This is a genomic window from Amycolatopsis sp. NPDC004169, assembly GCF_040610315.1.
In the GTDB taxonomy this organism is placed as follows: domain Bacteria; phylum Actinomycetota; class Actinomycetes; order Mycobacteriales; family Pseudonocardiaceae; genus Amycolatopsis.
On the sequence record NZ_JBEXMD010000039.1, the window covers coordinates 1 to 26,034 of the forward strand.

The window sequence follows — 26,034 nt, forward strand, 5'->3', positions numbered from 1 at the left end:
GGTTGTCAAGGCACGCTTTCCCGCCTTGACAACCTGCCGCCGGCCGTAGTCACAATCGGGCATCGGGGTGGCGGAGAAAACACCAACCTGAAACCTGAATCAGGAACGAAGAGACCCCCGCCACCGCTGCCAATCAGTAACAGCGGACAACCCGGAATCAATCTCTTCACCAAGAAGAGCGGAAAGCTGAGCAGCAACATCCGAACCCAGCAACTCCCCCACCCGGTCCAGCAACGACAAAGCCTCCCAAGGCGACCCGGCAAGAGACCCCAGCGAAACCCCGGCCTCCGGAGCCCTCAACCCCTCTTCCAACCCGAACCGCCCAGCGGCCAAAAGAGCAGCAACCACAAGATGAGGCTGAGCATCGGCCCCGGCAAACCGGAACTCCAGCCGAGGCTCCGAGGAGGGCCCGGCAACCCGAACCGAAGCAGTCCGATCATCATGACCCCACCGGACATCCAGCGGGGAAAACGGCGAAGTCCGCAACCGCACGAACCCGTTCCAGGTAGGCGACCAAACAGCGGTCAGCGCCCGAGCATCCCGAAGGACACCGGCCAGAAAACCACCCAGCAGATCGGCTTCCGAGCCATCCACGGCAGACAGGGAAAGGTGAACGTGCCCGGAGTTCCCCTGCCCGGGCTCAGGAGCAGCGAGATAGTCGGCAACGATCCCATGCCGAGCGGCAACCCGCCGGACAACCAGCTGCTGCAGGAGGACATCATCACAAGCAGCCAGAGCATCCCGGTGCCGCAGAACGATCTCGTACTGCCCCGGATGACACTCCGCCCGAGCCGACTCGACCCCGAGCCCCGCCTCGGCCAGCTCCCGCCGCAGCTCCCCCAGCAGCGGAGCCAGCCGTTCGGTACCCCCCACCGCGTAGTCGACACCATGAGAGGTGAGCGGCACCCCGGAGGAATCCCGGAACACGACCTCGTGCTCGATCCCCACCGAAGGAACGAGACCCAGCCCCTCCAAGGCGGTGAGCTGAGTCCGCAACACCTCCCGGGGCGCCAGCTCGGCGGCCACGCCCGAAGGCCATTCGACATCACCGACAACGGCCCAGGTGCCCTCGCCGAGCGGGATGGCCGAAGCGGCATCCGGCCGCACCCGCAGATCACCGAACCCCTCGAGGTACCCGCCGAGCACGCCGGAGGCCGGCAGCGGATCGCGGGACGGCGACCAAGCGAGGACGTAGCTGCAGACCCCGTAACCGTCGTCGAGGACGGAGGCGGCAAACGGCCCGGCCAGCTCCACCGCGGCGAACCGCGCGTGCGGATCGGGAACCAGCAGCAGCAACCGGGCCCCCTCCTCGCCGAGCACCCCGCGCAGCACGCCCTCCCCCACCACGGCCGCCGCGCGCCGGGCGGCCAGGGACCGCGGCCCGACCGGCCGCGCGAACGCCGTCACCACGCGCCGCCCGGATCCGGCGCGTGCAGCGGGTTCGGCACCCGCCCCCAGCGCACGTCGAACTCGTCGTCCCGCTCCACCTTGTCGAAGCCCTGCCCGGCGAAGTGCTCCCGGTTGAGCGTCACCCGCTCCACGTCCGGCGCGAACAGCCGGCACGCGTCGAACCGGGCCGCCAGGTCCGGGTTCTCGTCCCGGTACCGGACGGCGATCTCCCGCACCGGCGCCCAGAACGCCGCCCGCGGCAGGCCCAGCTCGTCGAGCAGGACCTCGGCCCAGAACCGGAACTGGCCGGAGAACACCGAGCTGAACAGCGACTGGGCCAGCAGGTGCGCGGGCCAGCGCAGCATGTCCGCGGCCGCTTCGGGCGGCAGGGACGCGTAGCTCTCCAGCGGCTCGTCGAGCAGATCGACGCCCTGCGCGAAGTCCTTGATCAGCACCCGCTGCGGGAACCCGGCCGCGTCGACCACCAGGATCAGGTTCTGGCCGTGCGGGCAGAACCCGACGCCGTGGCGCAGCAGCCACTGCAGCAACGGCGTCAGCAGCAGGTCGAACAGCCGCGTCAGCCACGCCACCGGGTCGCCGCCGCCGATCAGGTGCGCCAGCACGGAGCCGCCGTCCGGGCCGCGGTACGGCAGCGCGGCGAACGAGATGGCGCGTTCCCCGTGCTCGAGCCGGATGGGCTCGCGCCACAGCGCTCCGAGGGTTTCGTGGAACCGGTACGGCAGTTCCTCGAGGTGCCCGAACAGCGGGTGCTGCACCGAGACGCTGGCCACCTCGCCGAGCAGCCCGAACCGGTACTTCCCGGTCAGCAGCGGGTCGGCGGCGCCGACCCGGCGCAGCCACGTCGTCACGGACGGCCCGGCGAGCGTGGCCGCCGAGTTGAGCCCGCGGTAGACGAGCGTGTTCCGCACCGACACCGCGGTCTTGACGTCGTGCCGGCCGGGGGTGCTGACGTTGGCCAGGGTCCGGACCGTCTGGTGCGGGCGGTAGGCGTCGGCGCTCTCCCCGAGGTCGATCACGACGCCGGTGGCCAGCTCGGCGGCGTAGAGCGTGCCGAGGATTTCGTCGGCCTGCCACGGGTGCACCGGCACCCAGACGTAGTCCCCGGGTGCCTTGGCGGCGAATTCTTCGCGCTGCTCGCCGAGTTCGGCGGCCAGCAGCGCGTCCCGGCTCAGCTCGTCGACGCAACGGAACTCGGCGTGGTCCGGGTGGACGGCGAACCAGCGCAGCCGGACGTCCGCGCCCGCCTCGGGCGCGTACCGGGCCCGGTCGCGCGCGGAGAACCCGACACGGCCCTTGTTGAGCACCAGCCGCGGGTGGCCGGTGAGGTGCCCGTCGGCGACGTTGTAGTCCATCGTGGACAGTGCGGCCGCGGTCGGGGCGCGGCGCAGGCGGGCGGCCTCGTTGGCGACCGTCGAGGTCAGCTCGGCGAGCACGTCGGCCAGCCGCAGCCCGCTCAGCCCCAGCACTTCGCGGGCGTCCACGACGAGGGTGCGCGGGTCGGTGACCGGTTCGCCGGACCGGCGCGCGCTGCCGGGTTCGACCGTCCACGCGTCGAAGGCGCCCCGCCGGGCCCGGAACGTGTAGACCGCGCCGGGCAGCTCCAGCCGGTAGGCGTCCCCGTCGGCGACCGGCTCCAGCATGTGCTCGTAGGACAGTTCGCCGAGCATCTTGTGCGTGATCAGGGCGCCGGCCGCGCGCCAGGCGGCCGCCTCGTCGGTGCTCACTTGTCCTCCAGGCCGAACGTGGTGAAGGCGGTGCGGTCGGGCAGCTCGTACACGGTCTTGCCGCACACGGCGTTGAGGATCACGGCCGCGCGCCACGCGCCGAGCCCGAGGTCGGGCGCGCCGGGCCCGTGGGTGTGCCGTTCGGCGTTCTGCACGAACAGCGAGCCGGGCACGTCGAGCGCGACGCGGTAGTCGGCGCCGACGTCGAGGCGGCCCTGCCGGTCGCGGCGGACGGCGTCGCCGAGCCCGGCCAGCAGCGGCCCGGTCGGCGCCTCGGCGTACCCGGTGGCCGCGACGACGGCCTTGGTGCGCACCTTCCCGTTACGGCCTTGCTGAGCGTGCCGCACGACCAGTTCGATCTCGTCGTCCACTCTGGACGATCCGATGACTTCGACGCCGGGCGTGAGCACCGCACCGGGTGGGCCGGTGATGCTGCGGCGGTAGAGCTCGTCGTGGATCGCGCCGATCGTTTCGGTGTCGATGCCCTTGTACAGCTGCCACTGCGTGGGCAGCAGCCGGTCGCGGACGGCTTCGGGCAGGCCGTGGAAGTACGCGGTGTAGTCCGGGGTGAACTGCTCCAGCCCGAGCTTCGAGTACTCCATCGGCGCGAACGCCGGTGTCCGGGCGAGCCAGCGCAGGCCGTCCACAGTGGATCGGCTGCGGAGGAGGTCGAGGACGACTTCGGCGCCCGACTGCCCGGAGCCGACCACGGTGACGCTGTCCGCGGCGAGCAGCGCGTCCCGGTGCGTCAGGTAGTCGGCCGAGTGCAGGGCCAGGACACCGGGGTCGGCGACCGGCTCGCGCAGCGGCTCCGGCACCGACGGCACCGAGCCGACGCCGAGCACGACGTGGTCCGCCAGCACCGGCTCGCGCCCGGCGATGGTGAGCTCGAAGGCGTCACCGGCCCAGCGGATGCCGGTCACTTCGTGCCCGAAGTGGCACGACGGCAGCCGCGCGGCGGCCCAGCGGCCGTAGTCGTCGTACTCTTCGCGCGCCGGGTGGAACCGCTCGGCGAAGTAGAACGGCAGCAGCCGGCCGCGGTCGCGCAGGTAGTTGAGGAAGGAGAACGGGTTCGTCGGGTCGACCAGGGTGACGAGGTCGGCCAGGAACGGCACCTGCAGCGTCGCGCCCTCGACGAGCAGGCCGGGGTGCCAGCGGAACTCCGGGCGCGCGTCGAAGAAGACGGCGTCGAGGCCGTCGACGCCGGTGGCGAGGGCGGCGAGCGAGAGGTTGAACGGCCCGATCCCGACCCCGGCGAGGTGGTGGCGCCTCACGAAGCGACCGGGCTTTCCCGGACGGCGACGAGCTCGGCACCGGCCGTGGCGACGATCCGGTCGAGCAGCGGCAGGTAGTCGGCGGCGGTGGTGTGCGGGTGCAGCAGCGTCAGCTTGAGCCACAGCTGGTTCGCGCCGCCGGGCCCGGTCGGCAGCGCGGCCCGGCCGATCACGGCGGTGCCCGCCTCGAGCAGGGCCCGGCGGACGCGCGCGACGAGCTCGTCACCGCCCGTCTCGTCGGCGGCGACCGGCCGCAGGACCACTGTGGACAGTTCGGGCGGACCCCAGAGCCGCAGGCCGGGGTGGGCGTCGACGTGCCGGGCGAGCTCGGTCGCGGTGGCGCAGCAGCGTTCGACGAGCGCGCCGAGGCCGTCGGTGCCGAGCGCGTGCACGGTGACGGCCATCCGGAAGGCGTCCGGCCGCCGGGACGTCCGGATGGAGCGGCCGAGCAGGTCGGGCAGGCCGGCCTCGGTGTCGTCGTCGGCGTTGAGGTACTCGGCCCGGACGGTGAGCGCGGCCAAGTCGGCGGCCTCGCGGGCGGCGAAGAGCCCGGCGGCGACCGGCTGCCAGCCGAACTTGTGCAGGTCGAGCGCGACGGAGTCGGCCAGGTCGAGCCCGGCGAGCTTGGGTTTGAGCGTGTCGCTGCAGAGCGCCGGCCCGCCGTAGGCCGCGTCGACGTGCAGCCTTGCGCCGTGTCGACGGCAGATCTCGGCGATTGCGGGCAGCGGGTCGAGGGTGCCGGTGTTGGTGGTCCCGGCGGTCGCGACGACGACGCAGCCGGGGGTGAGGATCCGGTCGAGCGCCTCGGGGAGCAGGCGGTCACCCTCGCAGGGGACGACGATCGGGGCGGGCAGGCCGAGCAGCCAGGCGGCCCTGGCGACGCTGTGGTGGGCGTTGGCCCCGCAGACGGGCTGGACGACGCCGTTTTCGCGGGCGAGGAGCAGGCCGAGGAGGTTGGATTCGGTGCCCCCGGTGGTGACGACGGCGTCGGGGTGCGCGGCCTCGGGGTAGCAGAGCCGGGCGATCCCGGTGGTGAATTCGCGTTCGAGTTCGCCGGCGACGGGGGCCTGGTCCCAGGAGTCCATGGAGGGGTTGAGGGCCCCGGCGACGACATCGGCGGCCACGGAGACGGCGAGAGGGGGGCAGTGGAGGTGGGCGGCGCAGGCGGGATCGGCGGGATCCGCGGACCCGGCGGCGAGCAGCCGGCTGAGCTGTTCGAGCGCGGCTTCGGCCCCGACACCGCGGCGGGGCAGGGCACCGGTTCGAGAGGGTCCGGCGCCCGGCCCGGCTGCGGCGGGCTCCCGGCTGCCGGTCTGCGCGGGTTCGGGGTGGTCCGGCCCAGCGTGCGCCGCGGTCGGCTCGGGCGGGACCGTGTCCGGCTCGATGTCCTGCGCGGGCTCGCCACGCTCCGCCACCAGGGCCGCCGCCACGGCCGCCGGGCCGCCTGCCGGGATCGGGCCGCCGCGTTCTGCCACGCCGGCCGCCATTCCGCGCAGGGCCACCGGGATCAGCTCGCCGAGCCGGTCCGCGCCGCCGTCGCCTCCGGCCAGCCCGTCTGCCCGCATGTGCCCGCCTTTCTTAGGGTTGCCTTGCCTACACTGAGCAACACTACGGCGACCGACGGCTGCCTGTCATCCGGTCCCGTCCAGCATGCTCGACCGGGTGGCGGCGACGCGTCGGCCATCGGGAGTAGGTTCACCGCGAGGAGGTGATCAGCGTGCCCCGGTGGGACGTCCTGGCGGCCATCGGCACCGGCGGCGCGCTCGGCAGCCTCGCCCGCTACGGCCTGTCCGTCGCGATCCCGCACGCGCGCGGCGAGTTCGCCGTCGCCACCCTGCTCACCAACGTGCTCGGCTGCCTGCTCATCGGCGTCCTGATGGCGGTGCTGACCACCACCGCGCGCCCGCACCACCTCCTCCGCCCGTTCCTCGGCGTCGGCATCCTCGGCGGCTTCACGACCTTCTCCACGTTCGTCACCGACACGCTCGAGGCCGCGACGACCGGGCGTCTCATGGGATCCTTGGCGTACGTGGCCGCCTCGGTGGTGCTGTGCCTGACGGCCGTCGCGGCCGGCCTGGCAGCGACGCGCGCGGTGCGAAAGGGACGCTGATGGAAGGACCTGCCACCCGCCTCACGATCTACCTCGGCGAAGACGACCACTGGCACCACAAGCCGCTCTACCACGAGATCGTCCGCCGGGCCCGCGATGCCGGCCTCGCCGGCGCTTCGGTGCTTCGCGGCGTCGAGGGCTACGGCGCTTCGTCGCTGATCCACACGACGCAGATCCTGTCGCTCTCGGAGGACCTGCCCGTGGTGATCGTGATCATCGACGAGGAGCCGAAGCTGCGCGCGTTCCTGCCCCAGCTGGACGAGCTGGTCGGCGAAGGGCTGGTGACACTCGACCAGGTCGAGGTGGTCCGCCACAGGGAGCGGACGGAGTGACCCTCGTTTTGGTGGCCCTGGGCGGCGCGGCGGGCTCGATCCTGCGCTACCTGACCGACCGGAAGGTCCAGCAGTGGCGCGACTCGCCGTTCCCGTTCGGGACGCTGACGGTGAACATCGCGGGCTCGTTCATCCTGGGCTTCCTCAGCGGCTGGCTCCTGCACGGCGCAGAGCCGTCATCGGTGCGAGCGCTGGTGGCGGTGGGCTTCTGCGGCGGCCTGACGACGTTCTCGACGTTCGGCTACGAGACGGTCCGCCTGTTCCTGGAGAAGACGCGGCTGTACGCGGCGCTCAACGTGCTGGTGACGGTGTTCGCGGGCCTGGCCTCGGGGGCGCTCGGACTGCTCCTCGCGACCGCGGTCTTCGCCTAGCGGTCCGGACGCCCCAGCCGCTCCCGCACCCGGCCGAGTGCCTCCTCGAGCCGCCGGGCCTCGCCGTTTTCCCGGCCCGCGCGGCGCTCGAGCTTCCACTCGACGTACTCGCCCAGCTTGGCGCCGGCCCACTTGCGCTTCCCCCGGCGGCGGCGCCCCAGCAACCGCAGCTCGGCCGCCTCCGCGCGGGCTTCGTCGGGCACGCCGGTCGCCGCGCGCAGGGCGAGGCTCTCCCGCGCGCGGTTCGCGCGGCGCGCGAACGCCTTGCTGCGCGGCAGGTTCTTGCGGCTCGACTTGGCGTTTTCGCCGTAGTCGTCCCGCCGGTCCTTCAGGTAGCTCAGCCGCTTCTTCTCCGGCGGCGTCTTCCGTCGCATCCGTCCCTCCTCCGGAGCCAGGAAACACCCGGCCCCGGAGGAGGGCAACGCAATATCAGCGCGGCGCCAGGCCGCGCACCTGCTCGAACGGGTCGTCCCCGGTCGGCAGCAGGGCGATGATCGGCGTGGTCAGCCCGTTGTCCACATAGGCCTGGACCTGCTCGCGGCACGACTCGACACTGCCGTGGATCACCAGCTCGTCGACCACCGCGTCCGGGATCACCTGGTTCGCCTTCTGCCGGTCCCCCGCCGCCCAGGCCTCGTGCATCGGCGCGAGCGCCTCGCCGCGGCCCAGCCACTCGTGGAACGCCGCGTACACCGGGACCGTCAGGTAGCTCGAAATCAACATCCGGCCCAGGCCGCGGGCCGCTTCGGCGTCCTCCGTCGGGCAGACGAAGATGCGGGCCGCCAGCTCCACGTCCGGGCCCACCACCGAACGCACCTTCGGGACGTCGGAAGCGGCGAGCCAGTTCGTGATCGCGCCGTCCGCCTCGCGCGCCGCCAGGCGGAGCATGCCCGGGCGGAGCGCCGCCAGCATGATCGACGGCGGCGGGTCCGCCGGCCGCTCCAAGCGGAACTTCGACACCGCGAACGTCTCGTACTTCTCGCTGACCTTTTCCCCGGTCAGCGCCGAACGCAGGAAGCGCAGCGTGTCGCGGGAGCGGGCGAACGGCTCTTCGAAGGCGGCCGCGTTCCAGCTCGACACGATCACCGGGGACGACGCGCCGATGCCGAGGACGAACCGGCCGGGTGCCAGCTCCGCCACCGTCGCCGCCTGCATCGCCAGCAGGCCGGGGCCGCGCGTGTACACCGGGACGATCGCCGTGCCCAGCCGCAGCTGGGGCGCCCACTGCGAGGCCAGCACCAGCGGCGTGAACGCGTCCGTGCCCGCCGTCTCCGCCGTCCACGCGTCCGTGTAGCCCAGGTCCGGCAGCTGTTCCACCAGCTCGCGGTGCGCGGTCAGCGGCACCCCGGTCAGCGGGATCGTGAGTCCCCAGCGGCTCATGCGTTCTCCTTGTCCACGGCCGACAGTTCGCGCAGCAGCCAGTCCACCTGCGTGCGCATCAGGTTCTCCGCGACCTCTTCGGCCTGCGGTGTCATGTGGGTCGCGCCCGCCAGCGGCAGGAACACGTGCGGGCGGCCCTTGGCCAGCAACGCCGACGACAGCCGCAGCGCGTGCGCGACGAACACGTTGTCGTCGGCCAGCCCGTGCACGATCAGCAGCGCCCGGCTCAGCTCGGCCGCGCTCTCGATCAGCGAGTTGTGCGCGTAGCTCTCGGGTTCGTCCTGCGGCTTCCCGAGGTAGCGCTCGGTGTAGTGCGTGTCGTAGAGCGACCAGTCGGTGACCGGCGCGCCCGCGACCGCCGCGTGGAAGACGTCCGGGCGCCGCAGCACGGCCAGCGCCGACAGGTACCCGCCGTAGGACCAGCCGCGGATCGCGACGCGCTCGGTGTCCAGCTCGGGGAACCGGGCGGCCGCCGCCTGCAGGGCGTCGACCTGGTCCTGCAGGGTGACGTCGGCGAGGCGCCCGTGGATCTCGCGCTCCCACACCGCCCCGCGGCCCGGCGTGCCGCGGCCGTCCGCGACCAGCACCGCGAAGCCCTGGTCGGCCAGCCACTGCGACGTCAGGAACGCGTTGCGGCTCTGCAGGACGCGCTGCGCGTGCGGCCCGCCGTACGGGTCGAGCAGCACCGGCAGCTTGCCCTCGCTCGGCTCGTACCCGCGCGGCAGCAGCAGCGCCGCGCGCAGGCCGCGCTCCCCCAGCGTCAGCCAGGTCAGGTTCGGCACGATGTCCGGGTCCACAGTGGACGACTCGATCGTGGCGACCGGCTCGGCGTCGCGCAGCACCGAGACGCGCGGCCCGCTGTGTTCCAGGCTCCACGACGACAGCACGGTGACCGCGGCGGACCCGGCGCCGACGTGCACGCCGTCCACAGTGGACAGGCGGCGCACCGACGCGCCTTCGGTGCGGAAGACGTGGATCTGCGTCGGGTCGTCCTCCGAGGCGCTGAACAGGATCTCGGCGCCGACGTCGAGCACGGCCCGCAGCTGCAGCCCGGCCGGCGTGACGGCCTCGCCGCCGACGAAGAGCCGGTGGTCGCCGTCGACCATGCCCTCGACGACCAGACGGCCGTCGGGCGTCCACGCCGGCACGCCGCCGACGATGTCGATCCAGTGCTGGTCGCTCGCGGTGTGCACGACCGACGTCGAGCCGTCGGTGACGTCGAGGGCGAGGACGTCCATCCGCTTCTGGTCGCGCGGCTGCACGGCGAGCAGCGGCGCGCCGCCTGCCGACCAGTGCACCGAGGCCAGGTACTCCCAGTCGCCCGGCGCCACGTCGACGCGCGAGCCGTCCAGGCCGAGCACGGCCAGCGACACCAGGGCGTTCGTGGTGCCCGCGGCCGGGTAGGCGACGACGTTCGCCGGGTGCTGCGGGTTGGCGGGGTCGGCGATGGTCCAGCGCGGGACCGGGCCGCGGTCGGAGCGCTCGGCCAGGACGCTGCGGCCGTCGGGGGCCCACCAGTAGCCGCGGGTGCGGTCCATCTCCTCGGCGGCGATGAACTCGGCGAGGCCCCAGGCGATGTCCTCGCCCTCCTCCTCGACCAGCACGCGGTCGTCGCCGGTGGCCAGCTCCAGCACGTGCAGCCGCCGGTTCTGCACGTAGGCGACGTGCGTTCCGGTGGGGTTGGGCCGCGGGTCGATGACCGAGCCGTCGACGCGCAGCGTCACCTCGCCCGAGGCGAGGTCCAGGGTGTAGAGCTTGCCCGAGAGCGAGAACACCGCGACCGTGAAGGCCGCGTCGACGCCGTAGTGCACGACGCCGCCGCCGGTCTCGCGGGCCCGTTCGCGCCGCGCGCGCTCTTCGGCCGGCAGCTCCTCTTCGCCGGGCAGCAGCTCGGCGGCGTCGACGAGCTTGGTCTCGGCGCCGGTCGCCAGGTCGGCCGACCAGAGGCTGTGCCGGGGGTCGGTACCCGACTCCGCGCGCAGGAACAGCACGCGCGAGGCGTCCGGGGCGACCCGGAACTCCTTCGGCGCGCCGAGGGTGAAGCGCTGGGTCCGGGCCTGCTTGCGGAGGAACGGGAGGTCGTCGACATCGGTCACGCCCGCACTCTTTCAGACGGTCACGCGGATACGCCAACGCCCTTCAGCTTCGCCAGCTCCGCGTCGACGTCGTAGTCCGGTTCCGGGAACCGCGGCTCCAGGTCCGCGAGGGTCTCGATCAGCAGCTCGGCGACGGCCCAGTTGCGGTACCACTTGTGGTCGGCGGGCACCGCGTACCAGGGCGCGTGCGCGGTCGAGGTCTTCTTGAAGATGTCGGCGTAGGCCTCCTGGTAGGCGGCCCAGTGCGCGCGGGCGTCGAGGTCGGCCGGGTTGAACTTCCAGCGCTTCTCGGGGGTGACGAGCCGGGCCTTGAGCCGCTTGAGCTGCTCCTCCGGCGAGATGTGCAGGAACACCTTGACGACGGTGGTGCCCGCCTCGGCCAGCTCCTCCTCGAAGGCGTTGATCTCGCTGTAGCGGCGGCGCCGCTCGGCCGGGGTCAGCAGCTTGCTCACGCGCGGGACCAGGATGTCCTCGTAGTGCGACCGGTCGAAGACGCCGATCTGCCCGGGCGCGGGCAGCTGCTTGCGGATCCGCCACAGGTAGTGGTGGCGCCGTTCGGCCGCGGTCGGCTTCTTGAACGCCGCGTACCGCACGCCCATCGGGTTGACCAGGCCGAGCACGTGCGAGACCGTGCCGCCCTTGCCGGAGGTGTCCATGCCCTGCAGCACGAGCAGGACGCTGCGGCCACCGCCGCCGACCCCCTCGGCGTAGAGCGACTCCTGCAGCGCCGACAGCCGCTCGCCGGCGCCCTCGAGCTTGGCCAGCGCCTTGGGCTTCTTGCCGGGGCCGACCGGGGCCGAACCCGGGTCCGGCAGCTGCGCGCCGGCGCGCAGCGCGTCCCGGACCCGGCTTCCTGCGTCCTTCTTCGCCATCCCGCGAAGCTACCCGCTCAGGCGGCGGCTTTCTCGGCGAACAACTTCAGCAGCGCGCCGTGGCCGCCCTCACCGGAGACGCCTTCGCGGACCTTCGGGCCCGTCTCGCCGTGCCGTTCGAAGCCCCGGTGCTCCAGCTCGACGCGGGTCGAACGCGGTCCTTCCTCGACGAATCCGACCTCGATCTCGCTGGCGTACGCCGGGTCGGCGTTGATCTTCCAGTCGCCGTCGATCCGCCACGACAGGACCACCCGGGCGGGCGGTTCCCAGACGAGCACCTCGCCCCACTGGCACTCGGCGCCGTCCACGGTCTTCTCGTACCAGCGGCCGCCCGGCTTCGGCTCCAGGACGGCTTCGGCGAGCTCGGCCGCCCCGATGTGGTGCTGCCGCGGCCACCAGCTGTCGAAGGCCTCGGTGTAGGTCTTGAACGCGTGCTCACGCGAGCACGCGACGGTGATGGTCTTGCGGATCGGTTCCAGGCTCATGGCTGCTCCTCTTCGGTTCGTTCCGCCAGTTCGGCGAAGGACTTCAGCGCGTCCGACCACATCCCGTCGAGGTAGGCGCGCAGGGCGGCGATCCCGGCCGGTTCCAGCCGGTAGAGCCGCTTGGTGCCGACGGCCCGGTCGCTGACCAGGCCGGCCGCCTTGAGCACCTTGAGGTGCTGGGAGACGGCCGGGCGGCTGATCGGGAGGTCCGCGGCCAGCTCGCCGACCGCGCGCGGCCCGTCGCGCAGCGCCTCGAAGATCGCGCGGCGCGACGGGTCGGCGAGGGCGGCCAGCTGGTCGCTTCCGTAAGTCGCCACGAACGGTAAGTTACGGCTTACCGATGTCGCCGTCAACCGTCACGCAATGTTTCGCTGGCGTGAACGGGATATTGCGCAACGAACAACGGGTGAAAGCAATGAATCCCGGCTGAAGTCTGCGTGTTCTGCCTCTAACCTGAACGCATGACGACGTTCGCCGGCCGGGAGACCGCCGCCCCCACCGCCGCGAGCTTCATCGAGCTCGACGAGCGGTGGAGCACGCACAACTACCACCCGCTGCCCGTCGTGATCGCCGAAGCCTCGGGTGCCTCGGTGACCGACGTCGAAGGCCGGTCCTACCTCGACTTCCTCTCCGGCTACTCGGCGCTGAACTTCGGCCACCGCCACCCGGACCTGGTCGCCGCCGCCGTCGAACAGCTCGGGCGCGTCACGCTGACGTCGCGGGCGTTCCACCACGACCAGCTGGGGCTGTTCTGCCGCGAGCTGGCCGAGCTGACCGGCACCGACCTGGTGCTGCCGATGAACTCCGGCGCCGAGGCCGTCGAGTCCGCGGTGAAGATCGCCCGCAAGTGGGCGCACCGGGTCAAGGGCGTGCCGGACGGCACCGCCGAGATCATCGTCGCCGGCTCGAACTTCCACGGCCGGACCACGACGATCGTGTCGTTCTCGACCGACGAGACCGCCCGCGCCGACTTCGGCCCGTTCACGCCGGGCTTCGTCACGGTGAAGTACGGCGACGCGGCCGCGCTGCGTGACGCGATCACCCCGCGCACGGCCGCGGTGCTGCTGGAGCCGGTGCAGGGCGAGGCCGGCGTGATCGTGCCGCCGGAGGGCTATTTCGCCGATGTCCGGCAGGCGTGCGACGAGCACGGCGTGCTGCTGATCGCCGACGAGATCCAGTCCGGGCTGGCCCGCACCGGCACGGTGCTGGCGCTGGACCACGAAGGGGTCCGCGCGGACGTCTACACCCTCGGCAAGGCCCTCGGCGGCGGCATCCTGCCGGTGTCCGCGGTGGCCGGCCGCCGTGACGTGCTGGGCGTGCTGAAGCCGGGCGAGCACGGCTCGACCTTCGGCGGCAACCCGCTGGCCTGCGCGGTCGGCCGGGCGGTCGTCCGGCTGCTGTCGACCGGCGAGTTCCAGCAGCGGGCCACCGAACTGGGCGCGCACCTGCACACGCGGCTGGCCGAGCTGGTCGGCCATGGCCTGTCCGAGGTCCGCGGCCGCGGCCTGTGGGCGGGCATCGACATCGCCCCGGGCGGCCCGTCGGGCCGGGCGGCGTCGCAGGCCCTGATGGCGCGGGGCGTGCTGTGCAAGGAGACGCACGAGCGCACCCTGCGGGTCGCGCCGCCGCTGGTGATCACCCGCGAGGAGCTGGACCGCGGCATCGACGCGATCGCCGAGGTGATCCGCCCCTGAACCCCCCGGACGCCGCCGGGTGAGCCTCCCGCCCCGGCGGCGTCCGGGCACAACGTCCGGCACCCGCTCCGGCTTTGCCGGGCTGACCGCCGCCGGCCCGGGGGTGCCGCTTGAGACCCCCCGACCGGCGAGCGGCCCGGCTTCCGGGAGCACAACGTCCGCTTCGGACGTTGTGCCCGGTATGGGATCAGGGGAGTGGGCAGAACGGCCGCTGGCCGGCACCGACAGCGTCACGCCGGCCGAGCTGTACGAACAGGGGAAGCGGCTCCGGGAGAAAACCCCGGCCGCCGTGCACGATCACGAAGCCGCGGCGGATGACCGGCCGTCGCCGCGCGCGTACTTCGACGCCACCAACGCCGGCCGGCTGCCGGAGCTGGTCGAACTCCGGCGGGAGCGGATGCTCGCCTCGCCGTTCACCTTCTTCCGCGGCGCGGCCGGGCTGATGGGCGCCGACCTCGCCGGCACGCCGTCGTCCGGGCTCACCGCGCAGCTCTGCGGTGACGCGCACGCGGCGAACTTCGGGCTCTACGGCACCCCCGAAGGCAAGATCGTGATGGACATCAACGACTTCGACGAGACCGTGCCGGGCCCGTGGGAGTGGGACCTCAAGCGGCTCGCGGCCAGCCTCGTGCTCGCCGGCCGCGAGGGCGGCATCCGCGAGTCCGGCTGCCGGGAAGCCGCCGAAGACGCCGTGAAGTCCTACCGCCGGACCGTCCGCGCGCTGGCCGAGCTGCCGTTCCTGCGCAGCTGGAACGCGCTGCCGGACTCGTCGGTGCTGTCGAAGGCGCGCGCCGACGAGCTGATCGACGACTTCGCCGACGCGGCCGAGAAAGCCCGCAAGAACGACAGCGCGAAGGTGTCGGCGAAGTGGACCGAACGCGTCGACGACCACGAGACCGGCCTGTCCCGCCACCGGTTCGTCGCGGACCCGCCGGTGCTGACGCCCGTCGGCACCGCGACCGCCGAAGCCGTCGCCGCCGGTCTGGCGTCCTATGTGGACACCCTGCGCGAGTCGCGGCGCACGCTGATCGCGCGGTACCGGCTCGCCGACGTCGCCTTCCGGGTGGTCGGCACGGGCAGCGTCGGCTTGCGCAGCTACGTCGCCCTGCTGCACGGCAACGACGACGAAGACCTGGTGCTGCAGGTGAAACAGGCCCAGCGGCCCGCACTGGCGCCGTACCTCGACCTGCCGCAGGCGGCACACGAAGGCCGGCGAATCGTCGACGGCGCCCGCCTGGTCCAGGCCGAGACGGACATCCTCCTCGGCTGGACGACCATCGACGGCGTCCCGTTCATCGTCCGCCAGTTCCGCAACCTCAAGGGCGACATCGACCCGGCGCAGCTGGAGCGGGACCACCTCGACGACTACGGCAGGCTGGCCGGCGCACTGCTCGCCCGCGCCCACACGAGGTCACTGCACCCGAAGCTGCTGGCGGGCTACTTCGCGGACGACTCGGAGCTGGACGAAGCGATGGGCGCGTACGCCGTGCGGTACGCCGACCGGACGGAGGCCGACCACGCCGCCTTCGCGCGCAGCTGACGGACAGATCAGCCGGCGACCAGCGAGGCGACGTCCGCCGCGCAGCCCCAGGACAGCGTGATCCCCGCTCCCCCGTGCCCGTAGCAGTGCACGACGTCGCCCACCCGCTCCAGCCGCACCTCCCGCCGGAACGGGCGCAGCCCCACCAGTGACCGCAGCACCTCCGCCCCCGCCAGCCGGGGTTCCAGTTCGCGGCAGCGGCGCAGGATGTCCGCCGTCACGCCCGGGTTCGGGTCGGTGTCGTCGCGGCCCGGCTCCTCCGTTCCGCCGCACACCACGTGGTCTCCGTGCGGGATCACGTACGTCACGCCCGGGCCCGTCTCGTCGACCACGAACCCCGGCACGCCCGGGTCGGTCACGTGCACGACCTGGCCGCCCACCGGGACCATCGAGGCGTCGTCCGCCAGCGGGCCCGCGCCGAGGCCCGCCGCGTTGACCACGACGTCCGCGGGCAGGCCGGACAGCGTTGTCAGGGTCCGGTGCTCGACCCGCACGCCCAGCGCGCGCACCCCGGCGAGCAGCCACGCCAGGTACACCGGCGTGTCGATCACCGCCGTGGTGAGCTCGACGCGGTCGCCGTCGCGGACGGGGTCGCCGACCGCGGCGAGCCACCGCGGGTCCGGTGCGCCCGGGGGCAGCAGGATCCGGCCGCGGCGGAAGCGCACGCCCGGCGCGCCGTGCCCGTGGAACACCTCGAGGCTCGCCGCGGTCCAGCGCACGAGCCGCTCGTCCGGGCTCCGGCCCGGCGGGTACACCACTCCGCCCGCCACCGCCGACGTCGTCTCCGCGGGTGGGGCCGCAGCCACCACCGTCACCTCGTGTCCCGCTTCCGCCAGCCGGTACGCGCTGGTCAGCCCGACCATCCCGGCTCCGGCGACTGTGACCCGCATCCGCTCCTCCCAGGTCGCTCCCCCGCATCGTGACGCACCCGCGGTGCCCGGCGCCTCCCGGGGCCCCGGCTACCCTCGGCCGGGTGAGGACGACCGCCGCCGTCTGTGGCCTGCTCGCGCTGCTGCTGGGCCTGCCGTTCGCCGGCGGGACCACGCCCGGCGCGGTCGACCGCGCCGCCGACGCGGCCGTCGCGCCCCTGGGCCCCGGCGTGCTGCGGGCGCTCGTCTTCCCGACCGAGCCGTACGTCGTGCTCGCGCTGGGCCTGCTCGCGGTCGTCCTCTGCCTGCGTGCCGGACGGCGGCTGGAGGCCGCGCTCGCCCTCGCCGTGCCCGTGCTGGCGATCCTGCTGACGAGCTGGGTGCTCAAACCGCTCTACGACCGGTGGAAGAACGACACCCTGGTCTACCCGAGCGGCCACACGGTGAGCCTGGTGGCGGTGCTGACCGTGCTCGTCCTCGTCACGCGCCGGGTCTTCGTCGGCGTGCTGGCCGCGGTGACGGTGCTCGCCGCGGCCGCCGGGCTGGTCGGCATGGGCTACCACTACCTGACCGACGTCGTCGGCGGGACGCTGTTCGCCGTCGCGGTCGTGCTGGTCAGCTGGCCGGCACCGCATCGCGAGCCAGCGCCGTCAACCGGCTGACCGCGCGCAGGTACTTCTTGCGGTAGCCGCCGTTCACCATCTCCTCGGTGAACAGCGACGGCAGCGGCTCGCCCGAGACCACCAGCGGGATGGCCCGGTCGTAGAGCCGGTCGGCGAAGGCGACCAGCCGCAGCGCCACGTTCTGGTCCGGCGCCGGGTGGATGCCGCGCAGGTGCACACGGGTGACGCCGTCCAGCAGCCGCCCGTAGCGGGACGGGTGCAGCTCCGCCAGGTGCGCGCACAGCGCGTCGAAGTCGTCCACAGTGGACCCCTCGTGGGCCGCGGCCGAGGACTCCAGCTCCTCCGGCGAAACCGGCGGCGGCGCGTCCGGCAGGCCGCGGTGGCGGTAGTCCGGGCCGTCGACGCGGACCACGCCGAAGCGGGCCGACAGCGTCTGGATCTCGCGCAGGAAGTCCTCGGCGGCGAACCGGCCCTCGCCGAGCTTCTCCGGCAGCGTGTTCGACGTCGCCGCGACGAACACCCCGGCGTCCATCAGCTCCTGCAGCAGCCGGGTGACCAGCGTGGTGTCGCCCGGGTCGTCCAGCTCGAACTCGTCGATGGCCAGGATCCGGTGTTCCGAGAGCCGCCGGACGGCCTCGGCGAAGCCCAGCGCGCCGACCAGGTGGGTCAGCTCGACGAAGGTGCCGTACGCCTTGGGCGACGGCGCCGCGTGCCACGTCGAAGCGAGCAGGTGGGTCTTGCCGACGCCGAAGCCGCCGTCGAGGTAGAGCCCCATCGGCCCGGCCGGCTCGGAAGACCCGCCGAAGAGCTTGAACCGCTTCTTCTCCCGGCGCGCGCCGACCTTGCCCGCGAACGCCGAGCACGCCTCGACCGCGGCGGCCTGGCTCGGCTCGTCCGGGTTCGGGAGGTAGGTGTCGAACCGGACGGCGTCGAAGCGCGGCGGCGGCACCAGCGCGCCGATCAGCTCGTCGGCGGACAGCTCGGGACGGCGGCCGGTCAGGTGCGCGGGCATGGTCGCAGAGCCTAGCCACGCCCCGGGTACCGACGAGCGGGCATATCCCCCGGTAGAGACGCGATTCACGTCCGTGCTGGGATGATCGGGTGCAGCGTGCGTGGCCCGAACGGACGGGCGAACTGAGCAGTTCGGACCTCGAGGAGATCTACGCCTACCCCGATGGCCTGGACCGGCCCTGGGTGCAGGTGAACTTCGTCGCGTCCGCCGACGGCGCCGTGGAGATCGACACGACGTCCGCCGGGCTCTCGCACGCCGCCGACCGGCGGGTCTTCCTGCTCGGCCGCGACCTCGCCGACGTCGTCCTGGTCGGCGCCGGGACCGCCCGCGCCGAGAACTACCGCGGCGTCGTCGCGGGCCCGAAGCGCCTGGAGCGCCGGCGGCGGCTCGGCTTCACGACCGTCCCGCCGATCGCCGTGGTGACCCGCACCGCCGAGCTCGACCCCGCTTCCCGGCTGTTCACCGAAACCGTCGTTCCCCCGATCGTGGTCACCACGGACACCGCCGACACGCGCGCGCTCGAAGCCGCCGGCGCCGAAGTCCTGCGCGCGGGTACCGACGACGTCGACCTCGCCCGGGCCCTCGACCTGCTCGCCGCGCGCGGCCTGCGCCGCGTCACCTGCGAAGGCGGCCCCGGCCTGTTCGCCCGGCTCGTCGCCGAAGACCTCGTCGACCAGCTGTGCCTGACCGTCGCGCCGCTGCTGGTGGCCGGGACCGCGGGCCGGATCGCCGCGGGCGCCGCGCCCGCCGCGCCGCGCCGGCTGGCCCTGGCCTCGATCCTGGTCGAGGACGGCTTCACGTTCCTGCGCTACCGCCGGGACGCCGGGTGAGCGACGACACCGAACTGCTCGCCAGGGCCGCGGGCGGCGACGACACCGCGTTCGGCACGCTGGTGCGCGAGCACACACCCCGGATGTACCGGGTCGCGCTGCGGATCACCGGCAGCGCGGCCGAAGCCGAGGACGTCGTCCAGGAGGCGTGGCTGGCCGCCTGGCGGTCCCTCGCCGGGTTCCGGCAGGAGTCGGCGGTGTCGACGTGGCTCTACCGCGTCGTCACCAACAGCGCGCTCGCCGTGCTGCGCCGCCGCCGTCCGACGGTCTCGCTCGACGACCCGGACCCGAAGTCCACTGTGGACAACGCGCTGCTCGCCGCGGCGGTGCCGGGCCCCGAAGGCCGGGTCGTGCGGGCCGAGGAGGTCGACGCCGTGCTGCGGGCGGTCGGCAGGCTGGAGGTGTCCCAGCGGGTGCCGCTGGTGCTGCGCGAGCTGGAAGGGCTGAGCTACGAAGAGGTCGCCGAAGTGCTCGACGTGAACGTCGGCGCCTTGCGCTCCCGGCTGCACCGGGCCAGGGTGGCCCTGCTCGCCGAGTTGAGGGAGCGGTGATGACCGAGGATCCCGAGTCCGACCCCCGCTGGGACGCCGTGCGCGCGGCGGCCCGGCGCCGGGTGCCGACCCCGCCCGGCCTGGTCGAGCGGGTGCTGCGGACGGTCGCGCGCAGCCGCCGGACGGCGGTGGAGGTGCCCGGCGCGGAGGGCAGGCTCAGCGTCACCGAAGGCGTCGTCGACCGGCTGGCCCGCACGATCGCCGTCGACCGGGCCCCGGCCGGCGTGCGGATCTCGGCGGTCGCGGTCGACGACGACGCCGTGCAGGTGCTGGTGTCGGTCCGGTTCGGCGTGGTGGCCGACGCGGCCGCCGAGGCGCTCCGGCAGGGGATCACCGCGGAGCTGTCGCGGCAACTGGGGGTCGCGGCGGTGGTGAACGTGCACGTCGTGGACGTCCACCCGGGCCGGGATTAACCCGTTCGGGGGACCTTGCGTGAGGGTTCCGCGGCTCCGGGCATCGTAAGGGCGAGAACCCGCCGAGAGGAGCCTGCGCGCATGCACCCGGAACGGACCGAAAGCCCCGGTACGGTCACCCCGCTCAACGAAGAAGGCGCCGCCGGCCGCACCACGATCTCGTCACTGGTCGTGCAGAAGGTGGCCGGCCTGGCCGCCCGCGAAGTCGCCGGCGTGCACACGCTGGGCGGCGGCGGGGTGTCCCGCGCGATCGGCGCGCTGCGCGAGCGCATCCCCGGCTCCGGCACGGTCACCACGACCGGGGTGTCGGTGGAGGTCGGCGAGAAGCAGACGGCGATCGACCTCGACCTCGTCGTCGAGTACGGCGCCCGCATCACCGACGTCGCCCGCACGGTGCGGCGCAACGTGATCACCGCCGTCGAGCAGATCACCGGCCTCGAGGTGATCGAGGTGAACATCTCGGTCAACGACATCTTCCTGCCGGGCGAGGAAGAGCCCGAATCGACGCGGGTGGAGTGACCGCCCGCGAACCACGGGACCCGGAGGGCCGCGCGGCCTTCCGGGCGTTCGTGCGCGCGCACCACCCGGACGTCGGCGGCGACCCGGCCGAGTTCGCGGCCGGGCTCGCGCGCTTCCGCGAGCCCGCGCCGGACGCCCGCTTCGACGCCCCGGTGACCTTCGTGCGCCGCCGCCGCGGCCTCGCCGCGGTGCTCGCCCGCTTCCGCCGCCGCCCGCCCCGGGTGCGCTGAGCTTTTCCGTCCCAGTCCAAGGAGGACATGTGAACGCAACGCAGACCGGGCTACTGGCCGGGCTGATCCTCGGCCTCGCCGCCACCCAGGGGTTCACCGCGTTCCTGGTGACACTGGCCGTCGGCATCATCGGCCTCGTCGCCGGCCGGGTCCTCGACGGCGAACTCGACCTCGGCGAGCTGTTCGGCAAGGGCCGCGACAAGTGAGCCCCGCCCTCGACGTGCCGCGGGAACTGGCCGAACCGGCCGAGCGCGGCACCCTCACCATCGGGCACGCGGTGGTCCGCAAGGTCGCCCAGCACGCGGCCGGCCAGGTGCCCGGTACCGCGCGGGACGGCAAGAAGGGCCCGAAGGCCAAGGTCGGCGGCCACGACAACGACGTCGACCTCGCGCTCGACCTGGCCCTGCGCTACCCGGCGGCGGTCCGCGCGGTCGTCGGCGACGTGCGCGCGAAGGTGACCGAAGAGGTCGAACTGCTCACCGGCTACCGCGTGCGGACCCTGGCCGTGACGGTGTCGGCGCTGCTGCCGGACGCCGCGCCGAGGGTGCGGTAGCCGTGCGCCCGTTCGTCCGCATCCTCGCCACCCTGCTGGGCCTGGCCTTCGCCGCGGCCGGCGCGCTGCTGGCCCTGGAGGTCGGCTGGCACTGGTGGCGTCCTTCGGCGGCGCCGCTGGTGGTGCCGTGGCCGCGGTGGCAGGCCGAGCTGGCGGCGCTGGGCTGGGACGCCTACGCGGTGCGCGTCGGGGCCGGTGTCGTGGCCGCCGTGGGCCTGGTCCTGGTGGTGTGCGCGCTCGCCGCCGGCAGCCGCGCGGTGCGGCTGACCGACCCGGCCGACGACGTGAGCGTTTCGACGTCACCCCGGTCGCTGGCCCGGCTGGTCGGGCTGACGGTGCGCGCGCAAGACAACGTCGCGGGCGCGTCGGTCACCGCGAGCGCCCGCCGCGTCCGCGTCCGCGCGAAGAGCAGCCTCGAGACCGAAGGCGAGCTGCGGCCGCGCCTGCTCGCCGCGGTGTCGGCGCTGCTGGACGAGCTTCCGCTGGTACGGCGGCCGAAGGTGACGGTCGTCGTCGATTCGCCGAAGGACCGCCGATGAGCAAGTCGATCGCCGCGAAGGCACTGTCCCGGTCGTACACCGGCGAACGCGCGCTGACCTTCCTGGTCGGGCTGCTGGCGCTGACCGGAGGAGCGCTGGCCCTGGTGGTCGGCTTCGGCGGGCTCGGCGAGTTCCGCGGCCGCCGCCCGCTGCTGGACCCGATCGCGGTCGGCTGGCTCGGCAGCCACGCCACACCCGCCCGCATCGCCGCGATCGTGCTCGGCGTGCTGCTGTTCGTCCTCGGGCTGCGGTGGGCCGTGCGGTCGCTGCGCCCGGAACAGCGCCCTGACCTGGACCTCGACCGCACGGAGGGCGCGGAACTGGTGGTCACCGCGACCGCGATCGCCGACGCGGTCCGGGCGGACGCGGAGCGGCTCGACGGGGTGAGCCGCGCCAGGGTCCGCGCGGTGGGCTCGCGGACTTCTCCGGCGTTGCGCATCACGTTGTGGCTGCGGGAGGGCACGGACCTCAAGGCGGTCTGGTCGGATCTGGACGCCCGGGTGCTCGAGCAGGCCCGTGCCTCGCTCGGCCTGGATTCGCTGCCCACCGCGGTCCGCGTGGAACTCGACACGAGCCCGGCCGAACGCGTGCGCTGAGCCGCGGTTTTCCGCAGAATGCGGGCATGCCCCTACCGCTGCAGCCGCCGCTGAAGCCGATGCTCGCCAAGCCCGCGAAGGCCATCCCGGACGCCGGGAACCTGCTGTTCGAACCGAAGTGGGACGGCTTCCGCTGCATCGTCTTCCGCGACGGCGACGAGCTCTACCTGCAGTCGCGCGCCGAGAAGCCGCTCAACCGGTACTTCCCGGAGGCGGTCGCGCGGTTGCTGGACATCCTGCCGCCGCGGGTCGTGCTCGACGGCGAGCTCGTCGTCGCGCGGGGCGGGCGGCTCGACTTCGACGCCCTCACCGAACGGATCCACCCCGCGGAGAGCCGGATCACGCTGCTGGCCGGCGAGCAGCCCGCGGAGTTCGTCGCCTTCGACGTGCTCGCCCTCGACGACGACGTCCTGATGGACGAGCCCACTTCCGTGCGCCGCGAACGGCTCGTCGAGCTGGCAGGCGACCGGTTCCCGCTCACCCCGGCCACCACCGACCCGGAGACCGCGCGGCACTGGTTCGAGCTGTTCGAAGGCGCGGGCCTCGACGGCGTCATCGGCAAGCCGCTCGACGAGCCGTACACGCCCGGCAAGCGCGCCATGCTCAAGTACAAGCACGTGCGCACCGCGGACTGCGTGCTCGCCGGGCTGCGCTGGCACGTCGACGGCGGACCCGGCGACCTGGTCGGCTCCTTCCTGCTCGGCCTGCACGACGAAAAGGGCGTGCTGCACCACGTCGGCACCGTCGGGTCGTTCCCCAAAGAACGCCGCCGCGAGCTGGCCGAAGAGCTCGCTCCGCTGATCACCGACGGCGAGGACCACCCGTGGGGCGGCCGGGCCACCGGCGAGGCCCAGCGCATCCCCGGCGGCATCACCCGCTGGCGCGCCACCGAACACGAGTGGGTGCCGCTGCGGCCCGAGCGGGTCGTCGAGGTGGCCTACGAGAACACCGAAGGCGGCATGCCGTCGCGGTTCCGGCACAACGCGCGGTTCGTGCGGTGGCGGCCCGACCGCGAACCCGCGTCGTGCGACTACGGCCAGCTCGACGAACCCGCCCGCTACGACCTCGACGCCGTCTTCCGCGGCCAGGTGGTGCGGACCCGCTAACCCGCGTCCCACACCGGCCGTGCGAAGCTCGGCCTGCCCCCTTGATCGACGTCCGACGTGAGGATCCCGCCCGTGCGCCGCCGCCGTACCCGTCTCCTGGCCGCGCTGCTCGTCCTGACCGCGGCCGCGGGCTGCGCCGCCGGGCCGTCGGTGCGCCCGGCGCTGGTCGAGAACGACGGGAAGACGACCGGCGGCACGCCCGCCCGCACGCCCGGCGTCCCGCTGCCGCCGCTGGGCGAACCGCAGTCGCCGACGCTGAAGTGGGCCGACTGCGACGACGACACCCGCCAGCGCATCGGCACCCCCGGCGTCCCGGACACCCTGCACTTCACCTGCGCCCGCGTCACCGCGCCGCTCGACTCGCCCGGCGAGCCGCGGCGGTCGGTGGTGCGGCTGCTGGCGCTGAAGGCAGGCAGCGGGCCGGTGCCGCTGGTCGTGGTCAACGACGTCGACGGCGACCCGGGCACCGTGTACGCCGCGCGGCTGGCCGCCACGCTGCCGCCGGCGTTCCTGGAGAAGTTCTCGCTGATCGGCCTGGACCGCCGCGGCACCGGGCTCTCCGGCGCCGCCCAGTGCATCCCGGCCGACATCCGGCCCGACCTCATCGCCGCCGACCCCGCGCAGGGCGGCCTCGGCGACGTGCTGGACGCCGCGCGCAAGGCCGGCCAGCAGTGCGCGATCGAGCTGGACGACTCGCAGACGGCACTGGACAGCTGGCGCGCCGCGGGCGACCTCGACGAGCTGCGCAAGCAGCTGGGCATGGAACGGCTGAGCGCGCTCGGCCACGGCGACGGCTCGAAGGTGCTGGCCGAGTACGCGGTGCGGTTCCCCGGCCAGGTGGGGCGCGTGGTCCTCGACGGCGTGCCCGACCCGGGTGCCGACACGGCCGCCGTCCTCGACGCGGTCGCCGCCGGCGCCCAGTCCACCTGGGAGGCGTTCACGGCGGACTGCGCGTCGCGGCACTGCGCCCTCGGCGACCCCACGGCGGCGCTGACGGCGCTGGCCGACCAGCTGCGGCGCAGCCCGGCGACGATCGGCGACAACGTCAGTCTCGGCCCCGGCATCGCGATGTTCGCCGTCTACGCGGGCCTCTCGCAGCGGGCGCGGTGGCCGGAGCTGGCGGACGCGATCGCCGCGGCGGGCTCGGGGAACACCGGCCCGCTGGCCGCGTTCGCGGCGCCGGTGCTGCACGACTCGCGGGCCCAGCCGTCGCGCATCGACGCGACGATCGCGACCCGTTGCAACGACAGCCAGACCCGGCTCTCGGCCGACCAGCTCGACCAGGTGGTGGCCGGGATGCGCGGCAAGTACCCGCAGTTCGGCGCGGTCGTCGCCCAGCAGCTGGCCTGGTGCGGCCCGTGGCCGGTGCGCACCGAGCCGCTGCCGGCCCCCGGCACGCAGGGCGTCCCGCCGATCCTGGTCGCGGCCACCGCGACCGACCCGGTCACGCCCCAGGTGGGCAGCACCCGCGCGGCCGACCAGATGCCCTCCGCGGTGACGATCACCTGGCAGGGAGCAGGCCACGGCGCCCTCGGCGTCTCCCCCTGCGTCACGGACGCGGCCCGCGCCTTCCTCGTCGACGGCAAGATCCCCGCCGACGGCACCCTCTGCCCCGCGTGATCGAAAGGTCAGCACGCGTGATTGAAGGGTCATCTCACGTGATTGGAGGGTCGACACGGCGCCGACGCTGTGTCGACCCTCCAATCACGCGTGTCGACTCCGGAATCACGCGTGTCGACCCTTCGCTCACCTGCGGGTGTTGAGGCGGGCGGCCTGGCGGGTGAGGTGGTCGGCTTCGGCGAGGCTGGACGCCTTGGCCGCGGCGTCGGCGTACAGCTTCGCCGCCGTCTCCAGGTCGCCGTCGCGCTCGTGGAGGTAGGCCGACACCGCGGTGTGACGCGGGACCGCGGAGTCCACCTCGGCCAGTGCGGCCAGCCCGGCGCGCGGGCCGTCCGCTTCGCCGACGGCGACCGCGCGGTTGAGCCGCACGACCGGGCTGCCGGTCAGGCGGACGAGCTCGTCGTACCACTCGACGATCTGCACCCAGTCGGTCTCCGCGGCGTCCGGCGCGTCGGCGTGTAGGGCCGCGATGGCCGCCTGGGCCTGGAACTCGCCCAGCCGGTCACGGGACAACGCCCGCTGCAGGACGGCGACCCCTTCGGTGATCAGCGCGGTGTCCCACCGGGACCGGTCCTGCTCGGCCAGCGGGACCAGGCGGCCGCCGTCCGTCGTGCGGGAAGGCCGCCGGGCGTGGTGCAGCAGCATCAGGGCGAGCAGCCCGGCCACCTCCGGGTGGTCGATCGACGCCGCGAGCTGCCGGGTCAGCCGGATCGCCTCGGCAGCGAGGTCGACGTCCCCGGAATAGCCCTCGTTGAAGACCAGGTAGAGGACGCGCAGCACGGTCGCGACGTCGCCGGGCCGGTCGAACCGCACGCCGGACACGGTCCGCTTGGCCCGGCTGATGCGCTGCGCCATGGTCGCTTCGGGCACCAGGTACGCCTGCGCGATCTGCCGGGTGGTCAGCCCGCCGACGGCCCGCAACGTGAGCGCGACCGCCGACGACGGCGTCAGCGACGGGTGCGCGCACAGGAAGTACAGCTGCAGCGTGTCGTCCACGGCCGTCGCCTGCCCGGGCGGCACCTCGGCGTCCACGACGTCCTCGCGCCTCCGCCGGGCGGCATCCGCCCGGGTCGCGTCGAGGAACTTCCGCCACGCCACGGTGACGAGCCAGCCCTTCGGGTCCCGCGGCGCGTCGGACGGCCAGACGCGCAGTGCTTCGACGAGCGCCTCCTGGACGGCGTCCTCGGCCGCCGCGAACTCGGCGCCGCGGCGGACGAGGACGGCCAGGACGCCCGGCGTGAGGCTGCGGAGCAGGGATTCGTCCACGAGCTCAGCCGATCCGCTC

Annotated in this window: 30 protein-coding genes; 17 read left to right on the plus strand and 13 right to left on the minus strand. The window is 73.6% G+C overall.

All coding sequences use genetic code 11. The annotated features are described in order from the left end of the window. Window positions 1–99: 99 nt before the first annotated feature. The 4 genes from ABZX11_RS37115 to ABZX11_RS37130 are packed head-to-tail and all read right to left on the minus strand — an operon-like array spanning window position 100 to window position 5,973. Window positions 100–1,407, minus strand: a complete 1,308-nt coding sequence (locus tag ABZX11_RS37115) for a glutamine synthetase (protein ID WP_354922497.1) — start codon at window positions 1,405–1,407, stop codon at window positions 100–102. Beyond that, the gene (locus ABZX11_RS37120) at window positions 1,404–3,134 is read right to left on the minus strand and encodes an IucA/IucC family protein (RefSeq protein ID WP_354922292.1); all 1,731 of its coding nucleotides are present in this window, start codon (window positions 3,132–3,134) and stop codon (window positions 1,404–1,406) included. Before ABZX11_RS37120 ends, ABZX11_RS37115 begins: the two co-directional genes overlap by 4 nt. Next, window positions 3,131–4,408, minus strand: coding sequence for a SidA/IucD/PvdA family monooxygenase (locus tag ABZX11_RS37125; protein ID WP_354922295.1), 1,278 nt, complete (start codon window positions 4,406–4,408; stop codon window positions 3,131–3,133). Before ABZX11_RS37125 ends, ABZX11_RS37120 begins: the two co-directional genes overlap by 4 nt. Next, window positions 4,405–5,973: an aminotransferase class V-fold PLP-dependent enzyme gene (locus ABZX11_RS37130; protein ID WP_354922298.1), complete on the minus strand. Its 1,569-nt coding sequence runs from the start codon at window positions 5,971–5,973 to the stop codon at window positions 4,405–4,407. The genes ABZX11_RS37125 and ABZX11_RS37130 overlap by 4 nt, the downstream gene beginning before the upstream one ends. Window positions 5,974–6,116: 143 nt before the next feature. On the opposite strand from ABZX11_RS37130, the gene ABZX11_RS37135 reads away from it, so the two are divergent. Genes ABZX11_RS37135 through crcB form a run of 3 tightly spaced genes read left to right on the plus strand, consistent with a single transcriptional unit; the run spans window position 6,117 to window position 7,221 of the window. After that, window positions 6,117–6,518: a CrcB family protein gene (locus ABZX11_RS37135; protein WP_354922301.1), complete on the plus strand. Its 402-nt coding sequence runs from the start codon at window positions 6,117–6,119 to the stop codon at window positions 6,516–6,518. Then, window positions 6,518–6,850, plus strand: a complete 333-nt coding sequence (locus ABZX11_RS37140) for a DUF190 domain-containing protein (RefSeq protein WP_354922304.1) — start codon at window positions 6,518–6,520, stop codon at window positions 6,848–6,850. Before ABZX11_RS37135 ends, ABZX11_RS37140 begins: the two co-directional genes overlap by 1 nt. Beyond that, window positions 6,847–7,221 carry a fluoride efflux transporter CrcB gene (crcB, locus tag ABZX11_RS37145; protein ID WP_354922307.1) on the plus strand — a complete coding sequence of 125 codons (375 nt, stop codon included), beginning with the start codon at window positions 6,847–6,849 and terminating at the stop codon, window positions 7,219–7,221. The genes ABZX11_RS37140 and crcB overlap by 4 nt, the downstream gene beginning before the upstream one ends. Here crcB and ABZX11_RS37150 read toward each other — a convergent pair. From ABZX11_RS37150 to ABZX11_RS37175, 6 genes are read right to left on the minus strand one after another with little or no spacing between them, the layout of a single operon-like run. Continuing rightward, window positions 7,218–7,595, minus strand: coding sequence for a hypothetical protein (locus tag ABZX11_RS37150; RefSeq protein WP_354922310.1), 378 nt, complete (start codon window positions 7,593–7,595; stop codon window positions 7,218–7,220). The two genes, crcB and ABZX11_RS37150, sit on opposite strands and share 4 nt — an antisense overlap. 55 nt (window positions 7,596–7,650) lie before the next feature. Continuing rightward, window positions 7,651–8,601 carry an LLM class F420-dependent oxidoreductase gene (locus ABZX11_RS37155; protein ID WP_354922313.1) on the minus strand — a complete coding sequence of 317 codons (951 nt, stop codon included), beginning with the start codon at window positions 8,599–8,601 and terminating at the stop codon, window positions 7,651–7,653. Continuing rightward, the gene (locus ABZX11_RS37160) at window positions 8,598–10,697 is read right to left on the minus strand and encodes a prolyl oligopeptidase family serine peptidase (protein WP_354922316.1); all 2,100 of its coding nucleotides are present in this window, start codon (window positions 10,695–10,697) and stop codon (window positions 8,598–8,600) included. The genes ABZX11_RS37155 and ABZX11_RS37160 overlap by 4 nt, the downstream gene beginning before the upstream one ends. 20 nt (window positions 10,698–10,717) lie before the next feature. After that, on the minus strand, window positions 10,718–11,569 hold the full coding sequence (locus ABZX11_RS37165; RefSeq protein ID WP_354922319.1) for a PPK2 family polyphosphate kinase: 852 nt from the start codon (window positions 11,567–11,569) through the stop codon (window positions 10,718–10,720). Between the two features lie 17 nt (window positions 11,570–11,586). Beyond that, window positions 11,587–12,054 (minus strand): SRPBCC family protein, encoded by a 468-nt coding sequence (locus ABZX11_RS37170; RefSeq protein ID WP_354922322.1) that lies wholly within the window; start codon window positions 12,052–12,054, stop codon window positions 11,587–11,589. Beyond that, entirely contained in the window at window positions 12,051–12,371 is a 321-nt protein-coding gene (locus ABZX11_RS37175; protein ID WP_354922325.1) for a metalloregulator ArsR/SmtB family transcription factor, read from the minus strand. Before ABZX11_RS37175 ends, ABZX11_RS37170 begins: the two co-directional genes overlap by 4 nt. Window positions 12,372–12,515: 144 nt before the next feature. Here ABZX11_RS37175 and rocD point away from each other — a divergent pair, with 144 nt between their 5' ends. Both rocD and ABZX11_RS37185 read left to right on the plus strand, forming a co-directional pair. Next, window positions 12,516–13,748 carry an ornithine--oxo-acid transaminase gene (gene rocD, locus ABZX11_RS37180; RefSeq protein WP_354922328.1) on the plus strand — a complete coding sequence of 411 codons (1,233 nt, stop codon included), beginning with the start codon at window positions 12,516–12,518 and terminating at the stop codon, window positions 13,746–13,748. A gap of 181 nt (window positions 13,749–13,929) precedes the next feature. Then, entirely contained in the window at window positions 13,930–15,288 is a 1,359-nt protein-coding gene (locus ABZX11_RS37185) for a DUF2252 domain-containing protein (RefSeq protein WP_354922331.1), read from the plus strand. A gap of 8 nt (window positions 15,289–15,296) precedes the next feature. Here the strand turns inward: ABZX11_RS37185 and ABZX11_RS37190 are convergent, their stop codons facing one another. Continuing rightward, window positions 15,297–16,178, minus strand: coding sequence for an FAD-dependent oxidoreductase (locus tag ABZX11_RS37190; RefSeq protein ID WP_354922334.1), 882 nt, complete (start codon window positions 16,176–16,178; stop codon window positions 15,297–15,299). Between the two features lie 83 nt (window positions 16,179–16,261). On the opposite strand from ABZX11_RS37190, the gene ABZX11_RS37195 reads away from it, so the two are divergent. Next, the gene (locus tag ABZX11_RS37195; RefSeq protein WP_354922337.1) at window positions 16,262–16,819 is read left to right on the plus strand and encodes a phosphatase PAP2 family protein; all 558 of its coding nucleotides are present in this window, start codon (window positions 16,262–16,264) and stop codon (window positions 16,817–16,819) included. Here the strand turns inward: ABZX11_RS37195 and zapE are convergent. After that, entirely contained in the window at window positions 16,773–17,792 is a 1,020-nt protein-coding gene (zapE, locus tag ABZX11_RS37200) for a cell division protein ZapE (RefSeq protein ID WP_354922340.1), read from the minus strand. The two genes, ABZX11_RS37195 and zapE, sit on opposite strands and share 47 nt — an antisense overlap. A gap of 89 nt (window positions 17,793–17,881) precedes the next feature. Between zapE and ABZX11_RS37205 the strand changes: the two genes are divergently transcribed. From ABZX11_RS37205 to ABZX11_RS37255, 11 genes are all read left to right on the plus strand, one after another. Beyond that, on the plus strand, window positions 17,882–18,622 hold the full coding sequence (locus tag ABZX11_RS37205; RefSeq protein ID WP_354922343.1) for a pyrimidine reductase family protein: 741 nt from the start codon (window positions 17,882–17,884) through the stop codon (window positions 18,620–18,622). Further along, window positions 18,619–19,173, plus strand: a complete 555-nt coding sequence (locus ABZX11_RS37210; protein WP_176176168.1) for a sigma-70 family RNA polymerase sigma factor — start codon at window positions 18,619–18,621, stop codon at window positions 19,171–19,173. Before ABZX11_RS37205 ends, ABZX11_RS37210 begins: the two co-directional genes overlap by 4 nt. Next, a complete protein-coding gene (locus ABZX11_RS37215) occupies window positions 19,173–19,586 on the plus strand; it encodes a hypothetical protein (RefSeq protein WP_176176167.1) in 414 nt (137 codons plus the stop codon). Before ABZX11_RS37210 ends, ABZX11_RS37215 begins: the two co-directional genes overlap by 1 nt. 81 nt (window positions 19,587–19,667) lie before the next feature. Next, window positions 19,668–20,105 carry an Asp23/Gls24 family envelope stress response protein gene (locus ABZX11_RS37220; protein WP_176176166.1) on the plus strand — a complete coding sequence of 146 codons (438 nt, stop codon included), beginning with the start codon at window positions 19,668–19,670 and terminating at the stop codon, window positions 20,103–20,105. Beyond that, the gene (locus ABZX11_RS37225; RefSeq protein ID WP_176176165.1) at window positions 20,102–20,335 is read left to right on the plus strand and encodes a hypothetical protein; all 234 of its coding nucleotides are present in this window, start codon (window positions 20,102–20,104) and stop codon (window positions 20,333–20,335) included. Before ABZX11_RS37220 ends, ABZX11_RS37225 begins: the two co-directional genes overlap by 4 nt. A 29-nt stretch (window positions 20,336–20,364) precedes the next feature. Then, entirely contained in the window at window positions 20,365–20,541 is a 177-nt protein-coding gene (locus ABZX11_RS37230; protein WP_013224542.1) for a hypothetical protein, read from the plus strand. Continuing rightward, window positions 20,538–20,888, plus strand: a complete 351-nt coding sequence (locus ABZX11_RS37235) for an Asp23/Gls24 family envelope stress response protein (protein WP_176176164.1) — start codon at window positions 20,538–20,540, stop codon at window positions 20,886–20,888. Before ABZX11_RS37230 ends, ABZX11_RS37235 begins: the two co-directional genes overlap by 4 nt. Window positions 20,889–20,890: 2 nt before the next feature. Continuing rightward, entirely contained in the window at window positions 20,891–21,427 is a 537-nt protein-coding gene (locus ABZX11_RS37240; RefSeq protein WP_354922350.1) for a DUF6286 domain-containing protein, read from the plus strand. Next, on the plus strand, window positions 21,424–22,023 hold the full coding sequence (locus ABZX11_RS37245; protein ID WP_354922353.1) for an alkaline shock response membrane anchor protein AmaP: 600 nt from the start codon (window positions 21,424–21,426) through the stop codon (window positions 22,021–22,023). The genes ABZX11_RS37240 and ABZX11_RS37245 overlap by 4 nt, the downstream gene beginning before the upstream one ends. A gap of 26 nt (window positions 22,024–22,049) precedes the next feature. After that, the gene (locus ABZX11_RS37250) at window positions 22,050–23,129 is read left to right on the plus strand and encodes an ATP-dependent DNA ligase (protein ID WP_176176161.1); all 1,080 of its coding nucleotides are present in this window, start codon (window positions 22,050–22,052) and stop codon (window positions 23,127–23,129) included. A gap of 72 nt (window positions 23,130–23,201) precedes the next feature. Beyond that, window positions 23,202–24,749 carry an alpha/beta hydrolase gene (locus ABZX11_RS37255; RefSeq protein ID WP_354922357.1) on the plus strand — a complete coding sequence of 516 codons (1,548 nt, stop codon included), beginning with the start codon at window positions 23,202–23,204 and terminating at the stop codon, window positions 24,747–24,749. 126 nt (window positions 24,750–24,875) lie between these two features. Here the strand turns inward: ABZX11_RS37255 and ABZX11_RS37260 are convergent, their stop codons facing one another. Beyond that, window positions 24,876–26,015: a DUF6596 domain-containing protein gene (locus ABZX11_RS37260; RefSeq protein ID WP_354922360.1), complete on the minus strand. Its 1,140-nt coding sequence runs from the start codon at window positions 26,013–26,015 to the stop codon at window positions 24,876–24,878. Window positions 26,016–26,034 lie beyond the last annotated feature (19 nt).